We start from the raw sequence: 17,091 nt of genomic DNA, 5'->3' as shown, positions 1-17,091 counted from the left end.
CGTCGCCGCTGCGGTGGACCGCCGCGGCCATGGCCGCCCACGGGTCGAGCGGCGCGACGGGCGCGTCGGAGCCGAGGACGAGCGGTATGCCGGCGTCGGCCAGCGCGCGGAAGGCGAACACCCGCTCGCTGCGGTCACCCCACAGTTGGTCGGTGGCGTCTCGGTCGTCGATCAGATGCCACGGTTGCACGCTCGCGGTCAACCCGAGCGCCGCCATGTGGGGCAGCTCGCCGATTTCGACGAGTTGGGCGTGTTCGACCCGGCCGCGCTGGCCGGCGCCCTCGAAGGCGTCAAGGGTCTGGGCAAAGGCGGCGTCACCGATGGCATGGATCGCCGCCTCGAGGCCGATCTCCCTGGCACGCGTCATCAGTGCCGTCAGACCGGCGAGATCGAGGTTCGCCGATCCATGACGGTGGGCCGGGCCGTAGGGCTGATGACACCACGCAGTCAGGGTGCCGAGGCTGCCGTCCGAGATGACCTTGAGCGGGCCCATTGTCACCAGATCGCATTCCGGGACAAGGCGATCGCCTGTGCGCAGTCCGGCCGCGGCGACGCCCTCGAGGCCGTCGGCGTAGGTCGCGGCCCGCACCCGCAGTGGCGGGTTGCCGCTGCTGATGCGTTCGGGCCATGCGCGCCAGGCGGAGCCGAACTCGAAGTCGACGATCCCGACGACGCCCTTGGCCGCCGCCTCGTCGAGGGCGACCCGAAGCCCCTCCTCGGGATCCTCCGTCTCCGCCGTGATCGCCTCGATGCGCCGGTATGCCGCGAACCACTCCTCCTCCGCGAACGCACCCTCCCGTGCGGTCTCGCCGATCAACTGCAGGGCGGCGGTGTTGAGCCAGCCGTTGTGGCCGTCGCCGGAGGCGAGGGCCACCGGGCGACCGCCGCTGACTGCATCGAGTTCGGCCACCCGCGGCTGCTCGGCCCACGCGGCGGACCGGTAGCCGTAGCCCACCACCAGCCCGGCACCCGGGTGACCGGCCAGGTGATCGGCGACCCGGCGGCATACCTCCTGCGGACCGGCGGTGCCGGCCAGGTCGATCCGCCGTCGCGCGAGGCCCCACATCACTGGGTGGGTGTGTGCGTCCCAGAGCCCCGGCATCAGCCACCGGCCGTCGGCGTCGAGCTCCTCGGCACCCTCGGGTCGCGACACCCGGGGGGCGATCTCGGTGACGTGTCCGTCGCTGAGCATCACGTCGACCGGTTCCGGCGGCCCCGCAACGCCGCCGATCTCGACGAGGCGGGCCCGGCGGATCACGGTGAGGGGGCGCTGTGTGGCTGGCACTCCCCCATTCTTGCCTGTCAGTCGTCCAGGACCAGGGGGAGCCGCACCTGTGGTGAGGCGATGACCTCGGCACCGGCGAGGGCGGCCTTGGCGCGCACGGCCCCCTGACCGTCCGCGGTCATGGACAGCGCGAGGGGATGCGTCTCCCGGGCGATGCGCCGCGGCCTCCCCGGCCATCCGGGCCGTGCTCGCCGCACTCGGTTAGTTGAGCGGGACGATGGCGAATGCCTCGGCCAAACGCCCTTCCGGCAGACCGAAGTTCGCGGCCATCCGGCTCGACATCTGCCGCAAGAAGCCTTCCAACTCCTCCCCGCGGTGGGCGGTCTGGGAGGCATGGGCGTGCAGGGCCGCCACCTTGCGGTGGAAGGTCTCGGTGATATCGACCGCGTGATCCGGGGTCGGATGCGCCATCAACCAGATCTCGCCGACATGGTGGAACGGCACGCCGATCTCGGGCCAGGCGAACGGATTCTCCGAGGCCGGGTAGGCCGCCCGGACGGCCGCGTCGCCGGCGGCGAGATGATCCGGGTGCGAGGCCTGCAGCCGCGCATAGTTGCGCTCCGGGGACTGACACACCAGCCGCCCCGGCCGCACATCCCGGATCACCGCCACGATGTCGCGTTGCAGATCGAAAGTGGGCTCGAGCCAGCCGTCGCGATAGCCGTCGAGGAAGCGCACGTCCGTGATGCCGACCTCGGCGCTGGCCGCGCGCTGCTCCTGCTCGCGCAGCGCGGGAATCGCCGCGATGTCGGCGTCCGGACGGGCGCCCTGCTCGCCGTGCGTGAGACAGAGCAGGGTGACCTCGATGCCCGCGTCGGTCCACTGCGCCGCGGTCCCGGCAAGGCCGAAGTCGGCGTCATCGGGGTGCGCGGCGACGATGAGGATGCGCTCGATCTCGCTGTCCGGCTTGGGCATCGGCATGCCGTCACCCTAGCCAAGACGCAGCTGCCGACCTGCAGGGGGCGCCACGTGTTGCTCGGTGCTGACCGGGTGGCCGCGCGCCAGGGCAAGCGCTGCCAGGGGCCGTCAGATCACAAATTGATCATGTGTCCGGCGATGCCCTCGACGGCCTCCTTGACGGCCTCGGAGAGGGTGGGGTGGGCGAAGACGTTGCGGGCGACCTCGTCGGCGGTCAGGTCCCACTTCTGGGCCAGCGTCAGCACCGGGAGGAGTTCGGTGACGTCGGGGCCGATCATGTGGGCGCCGAGGATCTCGTTGTGCTTGGCGTCGGCGACAACCTTGACGAAGCCGACCGCGTCGCCCAGACCCATGGCTTTGCCGTTGGCGGAGAAGGGGAATGCGGCGGTCTTGACCTCGTGGCCGGCGTCCTTGGCCTGCTGCTCGGAGAGGCCGAAGGAGCCGATCTGCGGGTGGCAGTAGGTCGCTCGCGGGATCATCGAGTAGTCGACCGGCATCGTCTCGGCGCCGGCGATGGTCTCGGCGGCGACGACACCCTGGGCCTCGGCGACGTGGGCCAGCATAAGCTTGGCGGTGCAGTCGCCGATGGCGTAGACGCCCGGGACGTTGGTGCGCATGACGTCGTCGATCTCGATGGCGCCGCGGTCGGTGAGCTGGACGCCGATGGCTTCGAGGCCGTAGCCTTCGGTGCGGGGGGCGAAGCCGATGGCCGAGAGGAGCTTGTCGGCCTCGAGGATCTGCTGCTCCCCCCCGGCCGCGGGCGAAACCGTCACGCGCACACCGGATCCGGTGTCCTCGACCGATTCGACCTTGGTGCCCAGCAGGACCTTGACGCCGAGCTTCTTGTAGTGCTTGAGCAGCTCCTTGGAGATGTCGGCATCCTCGGTCGGCACCATGCGGTCGAGGAACTCGACGATCGTCACGTCGACGCCGAAGTTCTTCATGACATAGGCGAACTCGACCCCGATGGCACCGGAGCCGGCGATGATGATCGAGCCGGGCAGCTGGTCGGAGAGGATCTGCTCCTCATAGGTGACGACGTTCTGCGAGACCTGGACCCCGGGCAGCATCCGGGTGACGGCGCCGGCGGCGATGATCAGGTTGTCGAAGGTGATCTCGCGGGTCTCGCCGGAGTTGAGCGCGACCGACATGGACGTCGGCGAGGTGAGGGTGCCCCACCCGTCGATCTCCTCGATCTTGTTCTTCTTCATCAGGAAGTGGACGCCCTTGACGATGCCGGCCGAGACCTGTCGCGAGCGGGCGTGGGTCGGGCCGAAGGACATCGTCACCTCCCCTTCGATGCCGTATTTCGCCTTGTCGTGGGTGAGGGTGTGCGCGAGTTCGGCGTTCTTGATCAGCGCCTTGCTCGGGATGCACCCGACGTTGAGGCAGACACCGCCCCAGTACTTCTTCTCGACGACGGCGGCCTTCAGGCCCAGCTGTGAGGCGCGAATCGCCGCGACATATCCACCAGGACCGGCACCGAGGACGACAACATCGAAGTCAGACATGGGTCCAACCCTAGTGCGGATCGGAGCCGGCCGTGGTCCGGCGTCCAGGCCCGTCAGGCCGCGAGCGTGAGCACTTCCGGCTCCGGCACGGCGCCCGTCTCGGCGGGGCGCCGGATGACGGCACGCAAGCGCGCCGCGGCCACGATCGCCCCGAGCGAGATCAGCAGGTGCAGACCGAGGAACCCACCCGTCATACCCGCCCCCAGCAGCACACCGGCGACCAGCGGCCCCAGCGCGGAGGCACCCGTTTGGACGGCCGTGAAGACGCCGAGCGTCGTGCCGACCATTCCTTCCGGTGCCAGGGAGGCGGTGAGCGGGTTGAGGATGGGGGCATACATCGTCTCCCCCACGGCGAAGACGGCGAAGCTGGTCACGAAGACGGCGCCGGCCACCGCCGGAGTGAAGAGCGCGGCGGACAGCAGCACCCAGCTCAGGGTCCAGATGCCCCCGACGATCATCAGCAGGCCGGCACCGCTGTGGCCGGCGGTGAGCCGGACGACGACCATTTGCAGGGCGATGATGACGACGCAGTTGACGGCGGCCGCGAGGCCGACGGTGCGCTCGGCCACGTCGAGGCTGGTCAGGGCGTAGGCCGGCAGGCCGCTCTCGAACTGCGCATAGAAGCCGAGCGCGAGGGTCACGGTCACCACTGCGGTCCAGCGCAGGGCGGGCACGGCCCAGATGGCCCGCAGGGCGTGGAGGCCGCCGAGGGGGCGGGCCGGGTCGTCCCCCAGGTCGTATGCCGTGGGCGCCGGCGCCCGGTGACCCGCCACGGCGATCAGCAGCCCCGATAGCGCGAATCCGGCTGCCGCAGTCAGGAAAGCACCCGTCATACCGTCAGGGCGGTCGAGGTCGACGAGGTAGCCGGCGACGAAAGCGCCGATCGCCATGCCCAGCGAACCGGCGGTGAAGACCCACGCGAAGACCCTGCGGCGGTCGGCGTCGCCGGTCCAGCGCAACGCGAGGACCGATTGCGCCGGCATGGCCGCCGTGACACCGAGACCGAAGGCGAACATCCCGAACAGGAAGGTCGCGGGTGCATCGGCGGCGACGAGGGCGGCCATCGCCACGGCCGCTGCGAGCTTGGCGAGGACCGCAACCGCGACAGGGTCGACCCGGTCGGCCAACCGACCGCCGACGGGCGCGGCGACGAGGGCACCGACGGAGAAGAGGGTCGAGGCCGCGGCCGCCACCAGCCCACCCCACCCGCGCGCCGAGGCGGCATACGCGTATTGGTAGGGCAGCACAGCTCCCCAGCCGAGCATGGCTACGGCGGAGGAGAGGATGAGCAGGCGGGCACGCATATCTGGATCAACTATCGTTCGATACTAAATATTTCGGACTCGAAATCTTAGCTATCGAACCTTGCAGTGGCCAAACCCGTTCCGGCTCAGGTGTGCTTGTCCAGGCCCTCCAGCACGACTTCCAGCAGGTCAGCCAGCGTTGTCCGCTGCTCGGGGCGCAGGTCGGCAAGGACGTCGGATTCGACGACATTGGCCTCCCGGACCGCCTGGGCGAACAGCTCCCATCCCGCCTCGGTGAGCGTGACGAGGACCCGGGTGCGCTTGACCTGGTCCGGCTCCCGCACCACCAGGCCGCGTGCGCACATCCGGTCCAGACGGCTGGTCATCGACGACGGGGCGAGATTGGCCGCGTCGGCCAACAGGGACGGCGTCAGGGGCCCGCCGTCGGCCTTGGCCAATTGCGAGAGCACGGACCAGTCACCGTGCGAGATCCCGAGATCGGCGAGTTGGCGGTCATACCATTGGTCGAGCTTCTTGGTGACCTGGCTGATCGCGGTGATAGCGCGTTGCACCGACGCGTCGCCCCCGGCGGCCACATAGGCATCGACGGCCGCCTGATACTCGGCGCGGGCCCCGCTCATGACCGCCTGCCCTAGAGAGCCGGGAACCAGATCCCGATCTCGCGCGTGGCCGACTCGGGACCGTCCGAGCCATGCACGATGTTCTCCTGCGCCGGTGTGCCCCAGTCGCGCCCGAAGTCGCCACGGATGGTGCCGGGCGCCGCCTTGGTCGGGTCGGTCGCCCCCGCCAGGCTGCGGAAGCCGGCGATGCACTGCTCCCCCTCGATCACGACCGCCGTCACGGGACCCGAGGACATGAATTCCACCAGCGGCTCGTAGAAGGGCTTGCCGACATGCTCGGCGTAGTGCTCGGCCAGAGCCTCCCGCGTCGGGGTGAGAATCTGCAGGGCGACCAGGCGATAGCCCTTGCGCTCGATGCGGGCCAGCACCTCACCGGTGAGACCCCGCTTGAAACCGTCGGGCTTGACGAGGACGAGAGAGCGTTCGGTCACGCCCCTCAGACTAGACCCGCGCGGTCAAGCGGACGGAGTGGCCGCCTCGGCATCCCGCGCGGCGACGGCCGCGTCGATCTGCGGCCCCTTGCGCAGGCAGTAGATCCACAGCGCCAGGAACATCAGGCCCACCCACAGCATCAGCGGCACGATCAGCGCGCTGGCGAGGGTGAGCGCCTGCGCGACCCAGCCGAGCGGGAGGCCCCAGCCGCGCCGCATACCACCCGCGGCAGCGAAGCAGAGGAGGCCGAGCGCGAGGCCCGCCCACAGCTGGCCACCGGGGTCTCCCTCCCCCGTCGTCGCGGCGACGGAGCGCGCCAGCGTCGCCCCGAGCAGCACGCTCAGGCCCTGGCCGAAGAGCACCGTCGCGAGCATCCGCCAGGTGAACTTGCCGAGGGGCGCGCGAAGCCAGGACATGGGCGACAGGGTATGCCGCAAAACCCCGCGACGTGTCCCCACCCGTGGTGTGTGGTGGCCCGATCAGGCGATAGGGAACAGCTGGTCGATCGCGGCGATCAGGTCGGCCGGGAGGCGCACGCTCGCCGCGGCGGCGTTCTCCGCCACCTGCCCGGGCGACGTGGCGCCGGCGATGACGCTCACCAGACCGGGCCGCGACAGCAGCCAGGCGAAGGTCACCTGACTCATCGGCGCGCCGGCCTCCTGGCAGATCCGTTCGTAGGCGGCGAGGCGGTCCCAGTCCACCGACTCCAGCAGTTGCGGCTTGTCGTCGACGATGCGAGTCCCCTCGGGCCGGTGATCACGCGAGTACTTGCCGGTGAGCAGACCGTTGGCCAGCGGAAAGTATGGGAGCAGGCCCACTCCGAGGCGGCGCAGGGTGGGCAGCAGGTCGCGTTCGGCGGTGCGCGCCAACAGGTTGAACTCGTTCTGCGCCGAGACGAAGCGTGCTCCGCCCGCGCCGGCGCTCGCTGCCTCCGCGGCCACCGCCTCGGCGGCCGAGAAGTTGCTGTGCCCGATGTAACGAACCTTGCCCTCCTGCACCAGCTCGGTCAACGCCCCGAGGGTCTCCTCGATCGGGACGCTCGGGTCGGGTGTGTGCTGCTGGTACAGGTCGATGTGGTCGGTGCGCAGCCGGGTCAAGGACGCCTCGCAGGCGTTGCGGATGTAAGTCCGCCCACCCTTGGGGCCCCACTCCTGCGTGCCGGGCAGGGTGACGCCCGCGTGCCCGAACTTCGTCGCCAGGACGATCTGGTCGCGGCGCCCGGCCAGTGCCTCCCCCATCAGGGTCTCGCTGCCGGTGGCGGGCGAGCCGTACATGTCGGCGGTGTCCAAGAGCGTGATGCCGGCGTCGAGGGCGGCGTCGAGCACCGCCTTGGTGCCCTCGAGGGATTGCGTCGCGCGGCCCACGCGGCCGAAGTTGTTGCAGCCCAGGCCGATCACGCTGACCGACGGGCCGCCATTACCGAGTTGGCGTTCCTCCATGCGACGACCCTATGCAGTTATGCGTCTTTCGCACCCAAAAGCAGGCGGACGTCCGCGGCAGTGGTCACCGACCCGGTGGCGATGACGCCGCCGCCGACACCGCCTTCGTCGGCGAGTTCGGCGGCCTGGTCGAGTGCGGCGGGCAGATCGTTGACCACGACGACGCGGTGGTCACCATAGATTTCCCGTGCCAACTCCGCGAGTTTCTCCGGCGCCATGGCCCGCGGCGACGTCGAGCGGGTGACGACGACCTCGTCGAGCACCGGTTCGAGGGCTTCGAGCATGTGCTCGGCGTCCTTGTCAGCGAGGATGGCCAGCACCCCGACGCGCTTGGTGAAGTTGAACTCTTCGGCGAGCGCGGTGGCGAGCACCTTCGCGCCGGCCGCGTTGTGCGCGGCGTCGACGATGACCGTGGGGCTGCGGCGCACGATCTCCAGCCGGCCCGGGGAGGTCACCGCGGCGAAAGCTTCGCGGACGACGTCGGTGTTGAGCGGTTGCTGGCCGCCGCCGAGGAAGGCCTCGACCGCCGCGAGTGAAATAGCGGCGTTGTGGGCCTGGTGGGCCCCATGCAGATTGAGGAAGAGGTCGTTGTAGTCACCTGCGAGGCCGCGCAGGCTCACCTGCTGACCGCCGACGGCGACGTCGCGAGACAGGACGCCGAAGTCGTTGCCCTCGAACGCCATTCGCGCGCCGACCTCCTCGGCCCGCTCGGCGAGGTTGGGCACGACCTCGGGCTCTTGGAACCCGATGACCGCGAGTGCGTCCGGCTTGATGATCCCGGCTTTCTCCCCCGCGATCGCCTCGAGGGAGTTGCCGAGGAAGTGCGCGTGGTCCATCGCGATCGGGGTGACGACAGCGACCTGCCCGTCGGCGACATTCGTCGCGTCCCAGCCACCCCCCATGCCGACCTCGACGACGGCGACATCGACGGGGGCATCGGCGAATGCGGCATACCCGATCGCAACCAGCACTTCGAAGTACGTCATCCGCGGACCGCCGTCCGCCTGGCTGCGCGCGTCCACGATCTCGATCAGCGGCAGCACTTCGTCGTACGTCGCGAGGAAGGCCTCGACGGAGATCGGCTCACCGCCGATGGTGATGCGCTCGCGGAGGGTATGCAGGTGCGGCGAGGTGAACCGTCCGACCGTCAGGCCGCTGGTGGTCAGCAGCTGCGTGATGATCCGCGCCGTCGAGGTCTTGCCGTTGGTGCCGGTGATGTGGATGACCGGGAAGCTGTGCTGGGGATCGCCGAGCAGCTCCATGACCGCGCCGATGCGGGTCAGGTCCGGCTCGAGGTCGTGTTCGGGCGCGCGCGTCAAGATGGCCTGCTCGGCCTCGCGCATGCGCCTGGTCAGGTCGAGTTGGTATGCAGCCTCGCGGGCCTGGGCGTCGGGTGCCGGAGTCACGGGGCCGATTCTCTCAGCCCGCGGGCAGGTCGCCGGTCAGGCGATCGGTGTGAGGAAGGTCAGTACCGACGCGGGCTCGATGATCAGCGGCACGAGCTTGCCGTTGAACTCCGTGCCGGCCGGGTCGCCGATGTGGGCCTCGAAGGCGGCCCGATCGGCATAGATCTCGTGCACCCAGAACTTCGTCGGCTCCGCGACGTGGGTGTAGACGTCGAAGGCACGATTGCCGGGCTCGGCCCGCACCACCTCGCCGTAGGCCGCGATCAGCCCCCGCACCGTGTCGAGGTGCTCCTGGGTGGTGGTGAATTCCGCGATCAGGGCAACCGGTCCCGTGTTCTCGTCCACGTCGCCACGCTATTGGTCCCCGCGGCATCCGGCCCGCCAGCTTGACGGATAGGTCACAAAGTAGAAACGGGTGTGACAGGTGTGCCTGAAGGTGCATGACGAGGAGGCCGGGCCGAGAGTAGGTTCCGGCCATTGGCGCACGTAGGGACAGGGAGGTCCGCCATGAGTACGCAGGTGGAGGAACGCGGCGACGGAGTGCGGGTCTATCGCAATGACCCGAACCTGCCGCCGATCGCGGTCGAGGAGCCGCACACCATCACCCCCAAGGGCAAGCTGATCTTCGGCCTCATTGGCCTGCTCGGCGCGATCGGCTGGGCGATGATCGCTCTGGTCCGTGGAGAGAACGTCAATGCCGTGTGGTTCGTCGTGGCGGCGATCTGCACCTACATCATCGCCTTCCGCTTCTACGCCCGCCTCATCGAATACAAGGTGCTGCAGCCGCGGGACACCCGGATGACGCCGGCCGAGGAGTTCGAGAACGGCAAGGACTTCATGCCGACCGACCGGCGCATCCTCTTCGGTCACCACTTCGCGGCCGTCGCCGGTGCCGGCCCCCTCGTCGGCCCGGTGCTCGCGGCCCAGATGGGCTATCTGCCCGGCACGATGTGGATCATCATCGGCGTCGTCTTCGCCGGTGCCGTGCAGGACTACATGGTCATGCACATGTCGATCCGTCGCCGCGGCCGCTCGCTGGGCCAGATGGCCCGGGACGAGCTCGGTCCGGTCGGCGGCTGGGCGGCCATCCTCGGCGTGCTGACGATCATGATCATCCTCATCGCGGTGCTCGGCATCGTCGTCATCGGCGCCCTGGCCGAATCCCCCTGGGGCGTCTTCTCCGTCGGCCTGACCATCCCGATCGCCCTGTTCATGGGCGTCTACCTGCGCTACATCCGCCCGGGCGCGGTCAACGAGGTCTCGCTCATCGGCGTCGCTCTGCTCATCCTCGCCATCCTCGCCGGTGGGTGGGTGCACGAGCACGACACGCTCTCGCAGACGTTCACCCTCAGCAAGGAAACCCTGGCGTGGCTGCTCATCGCCTACGGCTTCTGCGCCGCGGTGCTGCCGGTATGGCTGTTGCTCGCCCCGCGTGACTACCTCTCCACCTTCATGAAGGTCGGCACGATCGCGTTGCTGGCGCTGGGCATTCTCATCGCTCGGCCCGTCGTGAAGATGCCGGCCGTAACCGAGTTCGCGAGCACCGGCACCGGGCCGGCCTTCGCCGGCTCGTTGTTCCCCTTCTTGTTCATCACGATCGCCTGCGGTGCGCTCTCCGGCTTCCACGCCCTGATCTCTTCTGGCACAACGCCGAAGCTGATCGAGAAGGAGAGCCAAGCCCGAATGATCGGCTACGGCTCGATGCTGACCGAATCCTTCGTGGCCGTCATGGCGATGGTCGCGGCCGTGTCGATCGACCAGCACATCTACTTCGCCATGAACGCTCCCGCCGGCCTGACCGGCGGCACCCCGGAGACCGCCGCGGCATACACCAACGGGCTCGGGCTCGTCGGACCCGGCGGCGCCGCGCTGGCGAACATCGACCCCGCCCTGCTCTCGCAGGCAGCCACGGATGTCGGTGAGAAGTCGATCATCAGCCGCACCGGCGGCGCACCGACGCTGGCGTTCGGCATGTCGGAGGTCATGTCGGCCTTCGGTGGAGCCGGGATGAAGGCGTTCTGGTACCACTTCGCCGTCATGTTCGAGGCGCTGTTCATCCTCACCACCGTCGACGCCGGCACCCGGGTCGCCCGCTTCATGTTCTCCGACGCCATCGGCAACCTGCCAGGCCTGGGCAAGTTCAAGGACCCGTCGTGGCGCATCGGGGCGTGGATCTGCTCGCTGATCGTCGTCGCCGGCTGGGGTTCGATCCTGCTGATGGGCGTGCGTGACCCGCTGGGCGGCATCTATACCCTCTTCCCGCTCTTCGGCATCGCGAACCAGTTGCTCGCCGCGATCGCCCTCACGGTCGTCACGACGATCCTGATCAAGCAGGGCAAGGCGAAATGGGCGTGGATCCCCGGCATACCGCTGGCCTGGGACCTGCTGGTGACGCTCACCGCGAGCTATCAGAAGATCTTCAGCGACGTCCCGGCCATCGGCTACTTCGCCAACCACGACAAGTTCGTCACGGCGAAGGAAGGCGGAAAGATCCTCGCCCCCGCCAAGACGATGGAGGACATGGACAAGGTCATCCGCAACACGACGATCCAGGGCTGGCTGTCGATCAGCTACGCCGTTCTGGTGATCATCGTGGTGCTCGCGGCCCTCGCCGTCATGCTGAAAGCGCTACGTTCCGGCGGCCTGCCGACCAGCGAGGCCGAGGACGTGCCGTCCAAGATCTTCGCGCCACGCCTGTTCCTGCCGACCAAAGCGGAGCAGGATGTCCTCGACGAATGGAAGGAAGCCGGCCTGGATCCGACACCGGTCGGCGCTCATCACGGATGACATTGCTCGACATGAGTCGTTCGCTCCGGTGGTTCTGGTCAGGAGTCACCGGAGCGGACGCCTACGACCGCTACTGCGCTCACCTGCAGCGCGTCCACCCCGGATGTCCACTGCCGACGAAGTCGGACTTCTGGCGAGAGAAGTATGCCGAGATGGAGCGCAACCCCAAGAGCCGGTGCTGCTGAGCCTTCTCCCCGCGACACGCCACATGACCAGCGAACAAGGGCGAGATCATCATCGGTACCGCCGGCTGCAAGGTCGACCCTATCGCCGACGGCAATATCAACCTGCAGAACAACTACGGTCCGATCGCCATCTGCATGATGACGGTCAAGAACAACATCCTGCTGCACAACAACCACAACCGCATCGGCGTCTTCGACAACACCGTCCGCGGCGGCATCCAGGTTGCGGGCAACGACAGCCCCGCGATCCGGCTGCGCAACAACACCGTTGGGCACAACATGGCGCTGCGCAACAACGACGTTAAGATCGCTTTCGTGGCCAAGAACAACACCATCGGCGGCCAGGGCCAGTGCTTCGGCAACGACATCGCCCCTACCGGTTCCGGCAACACCGCTGGCGGTGGCCTGACCGGCCAGTGCACCAACCTGGACTGACAAACACACCCAACTGAGTGGTGGCGCTCCATGTGGCGCCCCCACTCGTTGTCTCCTCGTGCGCTAGCGCTCCCGCAACGTCATACAGGTCGCGGGGTCGAGCGCATACCTGGCGAATGAAGTGGCCGGCAATCCCAGGGTGATCTGGACCCCGTCGCTGACGTCGTCGAGCTCACCCCGCTTCATTGCACGGTCGAGGTAGGTGATGGCGTGGATGGCCTCCAGATCGTAGCTAGACCCGCGAGATGCCTTTCGTAGGCGGGCATTTCCACCTCGACTGCTGCGACCGCCCGCTCCAGGGCGCGCCGGATGACTTGGGCGACGTCGGACATCGTGATGGCGTCCGGCCCGCCGAGCGCGTACTCCCGCCCGTGGTGGCCCGGCTCAGTCAGCACGGCAGTGGCGACGCCGGATATGTCGCGCGCGTCGACGAAGTGACACCGGCCGTCCCCGGACGCGTGCAGGATGCGGCCTCGCCGGATGCCGTCGGCGAAGTAGCCGGGGGCGTCGAAGTTCTGCGCGAACCAGGCCGGCCGCAGAATGGTCCACTCCATGCCGGTGCGCCGCACCAGGTCTTCGCGCGCCAACCCGTCGACGCGGTCGGCGTCGATCCAGTCGCGCGCGGACAACAACACGATTCGCTGCCCCCCGGGCGCTGCTGAGGTCCAGGAACCGCCCCAGCCGCTCGACCCAGTGCGGGCTTTCGTCCACGATCACATAGATAGCGTTCGCGCCCTCGAGCACTGCGGGCCCGGTGGCTTCGTGGCTCCAGTCGAACGGCACCGCGTTAGAACGTGACACTGCGCGCACCTCCACACCCCGATCTCGCAGTTTGGCCGCGACACGGCTGCCGGTCTCCCCCGTGCCGCCGAGGACCGTCACCATGGTCATGCGCTCACCGAACCTTCTTCGCGTCTGACGTATGCCGCCGTGATCGAGCGCTCGCACCGCAGGAGTTCACCCGGCGGGCCCTCGAAAACTACTGTGCCACTGTGCTTTCCGCCAGCTTCACGCGCTGGCACTCTCCGCCGGACAGCGTGTTCGCTGACTGTCCGAGCGTCACATAGCCCAGGCCGACATCCATCAGCGCAACGAGTTGGGCGCGGATCTTCGGCTCCGGGAAGACATCGACGGCCTCGTCGACGTTCGCGTCCGGGCCGTTCCCGAGCGACTGGCGGCCGCGATGGCCTACCGCGGACGGTGGACCCGCTCCGCCTATGAACACCACCTCGATGAGCTACAGGATGCCGTGGTCGCGGCCGGGTTCACACCTGTCGGGCCACCTCGGTTCGCCCGGTTCGACCCACCGTTCAAGCCGTGGTTCCTCCGGCGCAACGAGGTCGTCCAGGACGTGTCTCGCGCTTCCCAGGAGGGTCCCGGCGGGTAGGTCCGTGGCGAGCGCGCCGGGCCGGACGCCACCCGTCCGGGTGCCGGGTGCCGGGCCTCACCCGACAGCCACGGCCTCGCCCGGTGCAGCCGCCGAGCTCTTGCGCGCACGTCGGGTGCGCAGGCGCCCGCCGAGGACGACGAGGCCGACCCCTACGGCGACGATGACGAGGTTGACAGCGGCGTACCCGTAGAGCTCGACCGAGTCGTGGACTGCCGGGAAGGCCGACGGGAACGGGCCGAAGGCCGACCGCCCTTCGTGGGCCAGCCAGGACAACACCAGGCTCGTGGACTGGAACGTGAAGATCCAGGAGCCGACGGCGAGGTAGGTGAGGATAGCCGTGGGTCGGCGGTGGACGAGCAGACCGATGGGCAGTGCGAGGAGCACGGTGTAGACGAGGATCATGACGGCCTCCGATGGGATGGAAGTGCGGACCTGACGACCATCGCGCCGGCGGGTGGGCGACGGCATCCGCGCAGCCGCGAAGCGTCGGTCCGGATGTGCCGTACGTGCTGACCCTGATCCGCTCTGCACTGGTGCGTGTCACCATGTCCAGATGCGGGCCCGAACCGTGCGGGTGTGCACGGCCTTGGCAGCCGTCGTCGTTCTGGCGACGGTCGTCGTCGGCGTGGCGACGGGATCGACGGCCGACGTCCTCGCCGGTGTTCTCTCCCTCGCGGCGGTGGGGGTGGGGTTCGTGGTGGTGCGGGAGCAGCCGACGTCCGCTGTCGGCCCGGCCATGGCCTGGTGCGCTGCGGCCCCGCTCACGGTCGTGCTCGTCGAGGCGCTCGCGCAGTCGGCTGAGGGCGCTTCGTTGCCACCGGGGGCTTCTCTCGCGCAGGCGATCTCCGTCGGCATCTGGCCGCTCAACGTCGCGGGTCTGGTCGCCCTCCTGCTCGTCTTCCCGGACGGCCGACGCCCCGGGTGGCCGTGGAGGGCAGTCCCGGTACTCCTCCTTTCGGCGACCGGGGCCACCGTGTTCGCCCTGTGGGGCAGCCGCCAGGTCGGGGGCGAGGTGGTCGGCGCCCCGTCAGGGCCGGCTCGTGTCGTCGCGGTCATCTTGGGCCTTGCCCTCGTGGCCACGTGCGTCGGCCTCGGGGTCGCGTCGGTCGTGCAGACCTATCGCCACGGTGACGAGCGGCGCCGTCTGCAGGTCAGGTGGCTGGCCCTTGCCGGCGTCGTGGCTGCCGCCCTCCTGGTCGCGGGCTGGGTCGCGGAAGGCCTCGGGGCGCCGCTGGCGCTCGCGTACACACCCCACCTCGTCGCCATCGTCGTGCTGGTGCCGGCAGCCGTGGGCGTGGCGATCCTGCGACACGACCTGTTCGACGTCGACCGCCTGCTGGGTGACACCGTGTCTGCTCTTGTCACCGCGTTCGCGTCGGCTGCGCTGTTCGGTGCGGTCGTGCTCGTCACGAGCCGGGCCGTGGGTGCCACCAGCGAGGTGACGACGGTGACGGCCGCGTTCGTCACCGCCTTGTTCCTGCTGCCCGTGCACCGCTGGATCTCGTCGGTCGTCGGCGCGGTGGTGGACCATGACCGTCACGTCGCCGTGGCCGGGGTCGAGCGCTTCGCGGCTGACGTGCGGGCAGGCCACCGAGAGCCCGAAGAGGTGCAGGCGGTGCTACGGACGGCCCAGCGCGACCCGGGCCTGACCCTGGCGCTCGTGAGGGTCGACGGCGCCTGGGTCGACCCGCAGGGCGTCGAGGTTCCCGAGCCGGATGGGGTGACGGTCGCCTCGTGTGGTGTCCCCATCGCCCGAATCCACCTCGACCACGACACCGCCCGGGCTCGGCGTCGGGTCGCCGACCTCGCGACCGCCGCCTGGGTGCCCATCGAGGTCAGCCGGCTGCGCCTCGGGCTCCGTGGCGCCGTGGCCGAGGCGGAGGCCAGCCGGGCCCGCCTCGTCGAAGCCGTCGCCGAGGAGCGGGTGCGTCTCGAGAGGGACCTCCACGACGGCGCCCAGCAGCAGATCGTCGCGACGGGGATGCGGCTGCGTCGGCTGCAGCGTGATCTGGACCCCGTTCTGGCGGCGGAGGTGGACACGGTCGTCGCGGACCTCGAGGAGACCGTCCGAGAGCTGCGGCGCCTGGCTCACGGGGTGCGACCGGCGCGCCTGGACGACGGACTCGGGCCGGCACTGGAGGCCGTGCGGGCCGCGAGCCCGGTGCCCGTCGACCTGGTCGTCGGTGATCTTCCACCAGCCGACGAGACGCGCACCGTCACCGCCTACCTCGTCGTTTCCGAGGCCGTCGCGAACGCCTTGAAGCACGCCCGCGCACGCCGCATCGACGTCGAGGTCGGGTCATCGGGGGACCGCATCGCGGTGGAGGTGCGTGACGACGGTGTCGGAGGCGCGCCCGTGGACGGACCGGCCTCCCTTCGCGACCGCGTGGCATCCGTGGGGGGCCAGCTCTCGGTCGAGAGCGTCGCGGGCCGGGGCACGACCGTGCGGGCGGTGATCTGACGTGCGGGGCCTGCGCATCGTGGTGGCAGATGACTCGGTCCTCTTCCGAGAGGGGTTAGTGCGACTGCTCGAGGACGCCGGCCACGACGTCGTCGCAGCAGTCGGCGATGCGGTGCTGTTGCGTTCTGCCGTTGCCGAGCACGAGCCCGACCTCGCCGTCGTCGACGTGCGGATGCCGCCCGGTGGCACCGACGACGGCGCCGTGGCGGCAGTCGAGCTCAGGTCGGCGTGGCCCGGGACCGGCATGCTCCTGCTCTCCCAGCACGTGGAGCTGCGGCACTGCCTGCCCCTGCTCGGGAGGCCGGGATTCGGATACCTGCTCAAGGAGAGCGTCCTGCACCTCGACGACTTCGACCGTGCCCTGCGCCGCGTGGCCGACGGGGGAGTGGCCCTGGACCCCGTCGTCGTCCAGGCGCTCGTGAGCGGCCAGTCCGCACCGTCGGTCGTCGGGCTGAGCGTGCGCGAGCGTGAGGTGCTCGCCCTCGTGGCCGAAGGGCTGTCCAACGCCCGCATCGCCGACCAGCTCCGGGTGTCCGATCGGACGGTCGAGGCCCACATGCGGGCCGTGTTCACCAAGTTCGGCCTCCCGGACGACGGGGACACCAACCGTCGTGTGCTCGCAGTCCTGGCCTTTCTGGAGGCCAACTCCCGGCCGTGAGACGGATGTGCGGGCCGCCCCCGACTGCGCCTGGGAGGGGGCCGCCTTGCCCGGCCCGGCACGCGGTGTCTACCGTCACCGCATGGCCCACCCTGCGACCTCGACCCCGCGGCTCGACGTACTCGTCATCGGGGGCGGTCCCGCCAGCCGTGCCGTCGCGGGGGAATGTGCCGGTCGGGGACTGCGCACCGCGCTCGTCGACCCGCAGCCCGACCGGCCCTTCACGGCCACCTACGGGTGCTGGGCGGCCGAGCTTCCCGTGGACCTCCCGGCGTCGGTGGTCGCGGCGCGCGCCCGGG

21 protein-coding genes are annotated in these 17,091 nt (G+C 69.6%); 7 read left to right on the top strand and 14 right to left on the bottom strand.

Annotated elements, in window-relative coordinates; all coding sequences use genetic code 11:
* The 10 genes from BN11_RS01960 to BN11_RS01915 form a co-directional block, all read right to left on the bottom strand.
* Positions 1 to 1,285: amidohydrolase (locus BN11_RS01960; RefSeq protein ID WP_053083968.1), on the bottom strand; the 1,285-nt coding region annotated here is incomplete at its 3' end.
* Between the two features lie 201 nt (positions 1,286 to 1,486).
* Positions 1,487 to 2,206, bottom strand: coding sequence for a PIG-L deacetylase family protein (locus tag BN11_RS01955; protein WP_048693764.1), 720 nt, complete (start codon positions 2,204 to 2,206; stop codon positions 1,487 to 1,489).
* A gap of 110 nt (positions 2,207 to 2,316) precedes the next feature.
* Complete coding sequence (lpdA, locus tag BN11_RS01950) at positions 2,317 to 3,714, bottom strand: dihydrolipoyl dehydrogenase (RefSeq protein ID WP_048693761.1); 1,398 nt, start codon at positions 3,712 to 3,714, stop codon at positions 2,317 to 2,319.
* 53 nt (positions 3,715 to 3,767) lie between these two features.
* Positions 3,768 to 5,018: an MFS transporter gene (locus tag BN11_RS01945; RefSeq protein ID WP_048693757.1), complete on the bottom strand. Its 1,251-nt coding sequence runs from the start codon at positions 5,016 to 5,018 to the stop codon at positions 3,768 to 3,770.
* Positions 5,019 to 5,104: 86 nt separating this feature from the next.
* Complete coding sequence (locus BN11_RS01940) at positions 5,105 to 5,599, bottom strand: MarR family winged helix-turn-helix transcriptional regulator (RefSeq protein ID WP_048693753.1); 495 nt, start codon at positions 5,597 to 5,599, stop codon at positions 5,105 to 5,107.
* A gap of 11 nt (positions 5,600 to 5,610) precedes the next feature.
* Positions 5,611 to 6,030 carry a nucleoside-diphosphate kinase gene (gene ndk, locus BN11_RS01935; RefSeq protein WP_048693750.1) on the bottom strand — a complete coding sequence of 140 codons (420 nt, stop codon included), beginning with the start codon at positions 6,028 to 6,030 and terminating at the stop codon, positions 5,611 to 5,613.
* Between the two features lie 24 nt (positions 6,031 to 6,054).
* Positions 6,055 to 6,447, bottom strand: a complete 393-nt coding sequence (locus tag BN11_RS01930) for a DUF4233 domain-containing protein (RefSeq protein WP_048693746.1) — start codon at positions 6,445 to 6,447, stop codon at positions 6,055 to 6,057.
* A 63-nt stretch (positions 6,448 to 6,510) separates the two neighbouring features.
* Positions 6,511 to 7,470, bottom strand: coding sequence for an aldo/keto reductase (locus BN11_RS01925; protein WP_048693743.1), 960 nt, complete (start codon positions 7,468 to 7,470; stop codon positions 6,511 to 6,513).
* Between the two features lie 17 nt (positions 7,471 to 7,487).
* Positions 7,488 to 8,876 carry a bifunctional folylpolyglutamate synthase/dihydrofolate synthase gene (locus BN11_RS01920; RefSeq protein WP_048693741.1) on the bottom strand — a complete coding sequence of 463 codons (1,389 nt, stop codon included), beginning with the start codon at positions 8,874 to 8,876 and terminating at the stop codon, positions 7,488 to 7,490.
* A 36-nt stretch (positions 8,877 to 8,912) separates the two neighbouring features.
* Positions 8,913 to 9,221 carry a putative quinol monooxygenase gene (locus BN11_RS01915; protein WP_201329194.1) on the bottom strand — a complete coding sequence of 103 codons (309 nt, stop codon included), beginning with the start codon at positions 9,219 to 9,221 and terminating at the stop codon, positions 8,913 to 8,915.
* A 162-nt stretch (positions 9,222 to 9,383) separates the two neighbouring features.
* Here BN11_RS01915 and BN11_RS01910 point away from each other — a divergent pair, with 162 nt between their 5' ends.
* From BN11_RS01910 to BN11_RS01900, 3 genes are all read left to right on the top strand, one after another.
* A complete protein-coding gene (locus BN11_RS01910) occupies positions 9,384 to 11,663 on the top strand; it encodes a carbon starvation CstA family protein (protein WP_048693738.1) in 2,280 nt (759 codons plus the stop codon).
* Between the two features lie 11 nt (positions 11,664 to 11,674).
* Complete coding sequence (locus BN11_RS01905; RefSeq protein WP_235435326.1) at positions 11,675 to 11,848, top strand: YbdD/YjiX family protein; 174 nt, start codon at positions 11,675 to 11,677, stop codon at positions 11,846 to 11,848.
* 135 nt (positions 11,849 to 11,983) lie between these two features.
* On the top strand, positions 11,984 to 12,283 hold the full coding sequence (locus tag BN11_RS01900; RefSeq protein WP_048693733.1) for a hypothetical protein: 300 nt from the start codon (positions 11,984 to 11,986) through the stop codon (positions 12,281 to 12,283).
* 63 nt (positions 12,284 to 12,346) lie between these two features.
* On the opposite strand, the gene BN11_RS25550 is transcribed toward BN11_RS01900, so the two are convergent.
* From BN11_RS25550 to BN11_RS22325, 3 genes are all read right to left on the bottom strand, one after another.
* Entirely contained in the window at positions 12,347 to 12,469 is a 123-nt protein-coding gene (locus tag BN11_RS25550) for a hypothetical protein (RefSeq protein ID WP_268807067.1), read from the bottom strand.
* Positions 12,466 to 12,918: a Rossmann-fold NAD(P)-binding domain-containing protein gene (locus BN11_RS25755; protein WP_048693730.1), complete on the bottom strand. Its 453-nt coding sequence runs from the start codon at positions 12,916 to 12,918 to the stop codon at positions 12,466 to 12,468. Before BN11_RS25755 ends, BN11_RS25550 begins: the two co-directional genes overlap by 4 nt.
* Before the next feature lie 344 nt (positions 12,919 to 13,262).
* Positions 13,263 to 13,511 (bottom strand): hypothetical protein, encoded by a 249-nt coding sequence (locus tag BN11_RS22325; protein ID WP_157043925.1) that lies wholly within the window; start codon positions 13,509 to 13,511, stop codon positions 13,263 to 13,265.
* On the opposite strand from BN11_RS22325, the gene BN11_RS01890 reads away from it, so the two are divergent.
* Complete coding sequence (locus tag BN11_RS01890) at positions 13,467 to 13,670, top strand: heme-binding protein (RefSeq protein ID WP_083433944.1); 204 nt, start codon at positions 13,467 to 13,469, stop codon at positions 13,668 to 13,670. The two genes, BN11_RS22325 and BN11_RS01890, sit on opposite strands and share 45 nt — an antisense overlap.
* 57 nt (positions 13,671 to 13,727) lie before the next feature.
* Here the strand turns inward: BN11_RS01890 and BN11_RS01885 are convergent, their stop codons facing one another.
* Positions 13,728 to 14,075, bottom strand: a complete 348-nt coding sequence (locus BN11_RS01885; protein WP_048693726.1) for a hypothetical protein — start codon at positions 14,073 to 14,075, stop codon at positions 13,728 to 13,730.
* Between the two features lie 151 nt (positions 14,076 to 14,226).
* On the opposite strand from BN11_RS01885, the gene BN11_RS01880 reads away from it, so the two are divergent.
* From BN11_RS01880 to BN11_RS01870, 3 genes are all read left to right on the top strand, one after another.
* Positions 14,227 to 16,134 (top strand): sensor histidine kinase, encoded by a 1,908-nt coding sequence (locus tag BN11_RS01880; RefSeq protein WP_048693723.1) that lies wholly within the window; start codon positions 14,227 to 14,229, stop codon positions 16,132 to 16,134.
* Between the two features lies 1 nt (position 16,135).
* Positions 16,136 to 16,792 carry a response regulator transcription factor gene (locus BN11_RS01875; protein WP_327152827.1) on the top strand — a complete coding sequence of 219 codons (657 nt, stop codon included), beginning with the start codon at positions 16,136 to 16,138 and terminating at the stop codon, positions 16,790 to 16,792.
* Between the two features lie 82 nt (positions 16,793 to 16,874).
* On the top strand, positions 16,875 to 17,091 hold a 217-nt coding region (locus BN11_RS01870; protein WP_157044331.1), incomplete at its 3' end, for a lycopene cyclase family protein.

The sequence above is a fragment of the Nostocoides australiense Ben110 genome (assembly GCF_001050535.1).
Lineage (GTDB): Bacteria > Actinomycetota > Actinomycetes > Actinomycetales > Dermatophilaceae > Nostocoides_A > Nostocoides_A australiense.
This window is presented reverse-complemented; position numbering and strand designations above follow the sequence as displayed.

What these genes read in the sequence shown, in the direction of transcription:
- BN11_RS01955 (WP_048693764.1), bottom strand. Translation starts at nt 2,206, where the DNA reads ATGCCGATGCCCAAGCCGGACAGCGAGATCGAGCGCATCCTCATCGTC.
- lpdA (WP_048693761.1), bottom strand. Translation starts at nt 3,714, where the DNA reads ATGTCTGACTTCGATGTTGTCGTCCTCGGTGCCGGTCCTGGTGGATAT.
- BN11_RS01945 (WP_048693757.1), bottom strand. Translation starts at nt 5,018, where the DNA reads ATGCGTGCCCGCCTGCTCATCCTCTCCTCCGCCGTAGCCATGCTCGGC.
- BN11_RS01940 (WP_048693753.1), bottom strand. Translation starts at nt 5,599, where the DNA reads ATGAGCGGGGCCCGCGCCGAGTATCAGGCGGCCGTCGATGCCTATGTG.
- BN11_RS01930 (WP_048693746.1), bottom strand. Translation starts at nt 6,447, where the DNA reads ATGTCCTGGCTTCGCGCGCCCCTCGGCAAGTTCACCTGGCGGATGCTC.
- BN11_RS01925 (WP_048693743.1), bottom strand. Translation starts at nt 7,470, where the DNA reads ATGGAGGAACGCCAACTCGGTAATGGCGGCCCGTCGGTCAGCGTGATC.
- BN11_RS01910 (WP_048693738.1), top strand. Translation starts at nt 9,384, where the DNA reads ATGAGTACGCAGGTGGAGGAACGCGGCGACGGAGTGCGGGTCTATCGC.
- BN11_RS01905 (WP_235435326.1), top strand. Translation starts at nt 11,675, where the DNA reads ATGAGTCGTTCGCTCCGGTGGTTCTGGTCAGGAGTCACCGGAGCGGAC.
- BN11_RS01900 (WP_048693733.1), top strand. Translation starts at nt 11,984, where the DNA reads ATGATGACGGTCAAGAACAACATCCTGCTGCACAACAACCACAACCGC.
- BN11_RS25550 (WP_268807067.1), bottom strand. Translation starts at nt 12,469, where the DNA reads ATGAAGCGGGGTGAGCTCGACGACGTCAGCGACGGGGTCCAGATCACC.
- BN11_RS01890 (WP_083433944.1), top strand. Translation starts at nt 13,467, where the DNA reads ATGGCCTACCGCGGACGGTGGACCCGCTCCGCCTATGAACACCACCTC.
- BN11_RS01885 (WP_048693726.1), bottom strand. Translation starts at nt 14,075, where the DNA reads ATGATCCTCGTCTACACCGTGCTCCTCGCACTGCCCATCGGTCTGCTC.
- BN11_RS01880 (WP_048693723.1), top strand. Translation starts at nt 14,227, where the DNA reads ATGCGGGCCCGAACCGTGCGGGTGTGCACGGCCTTGGCAGCCGTCGTC.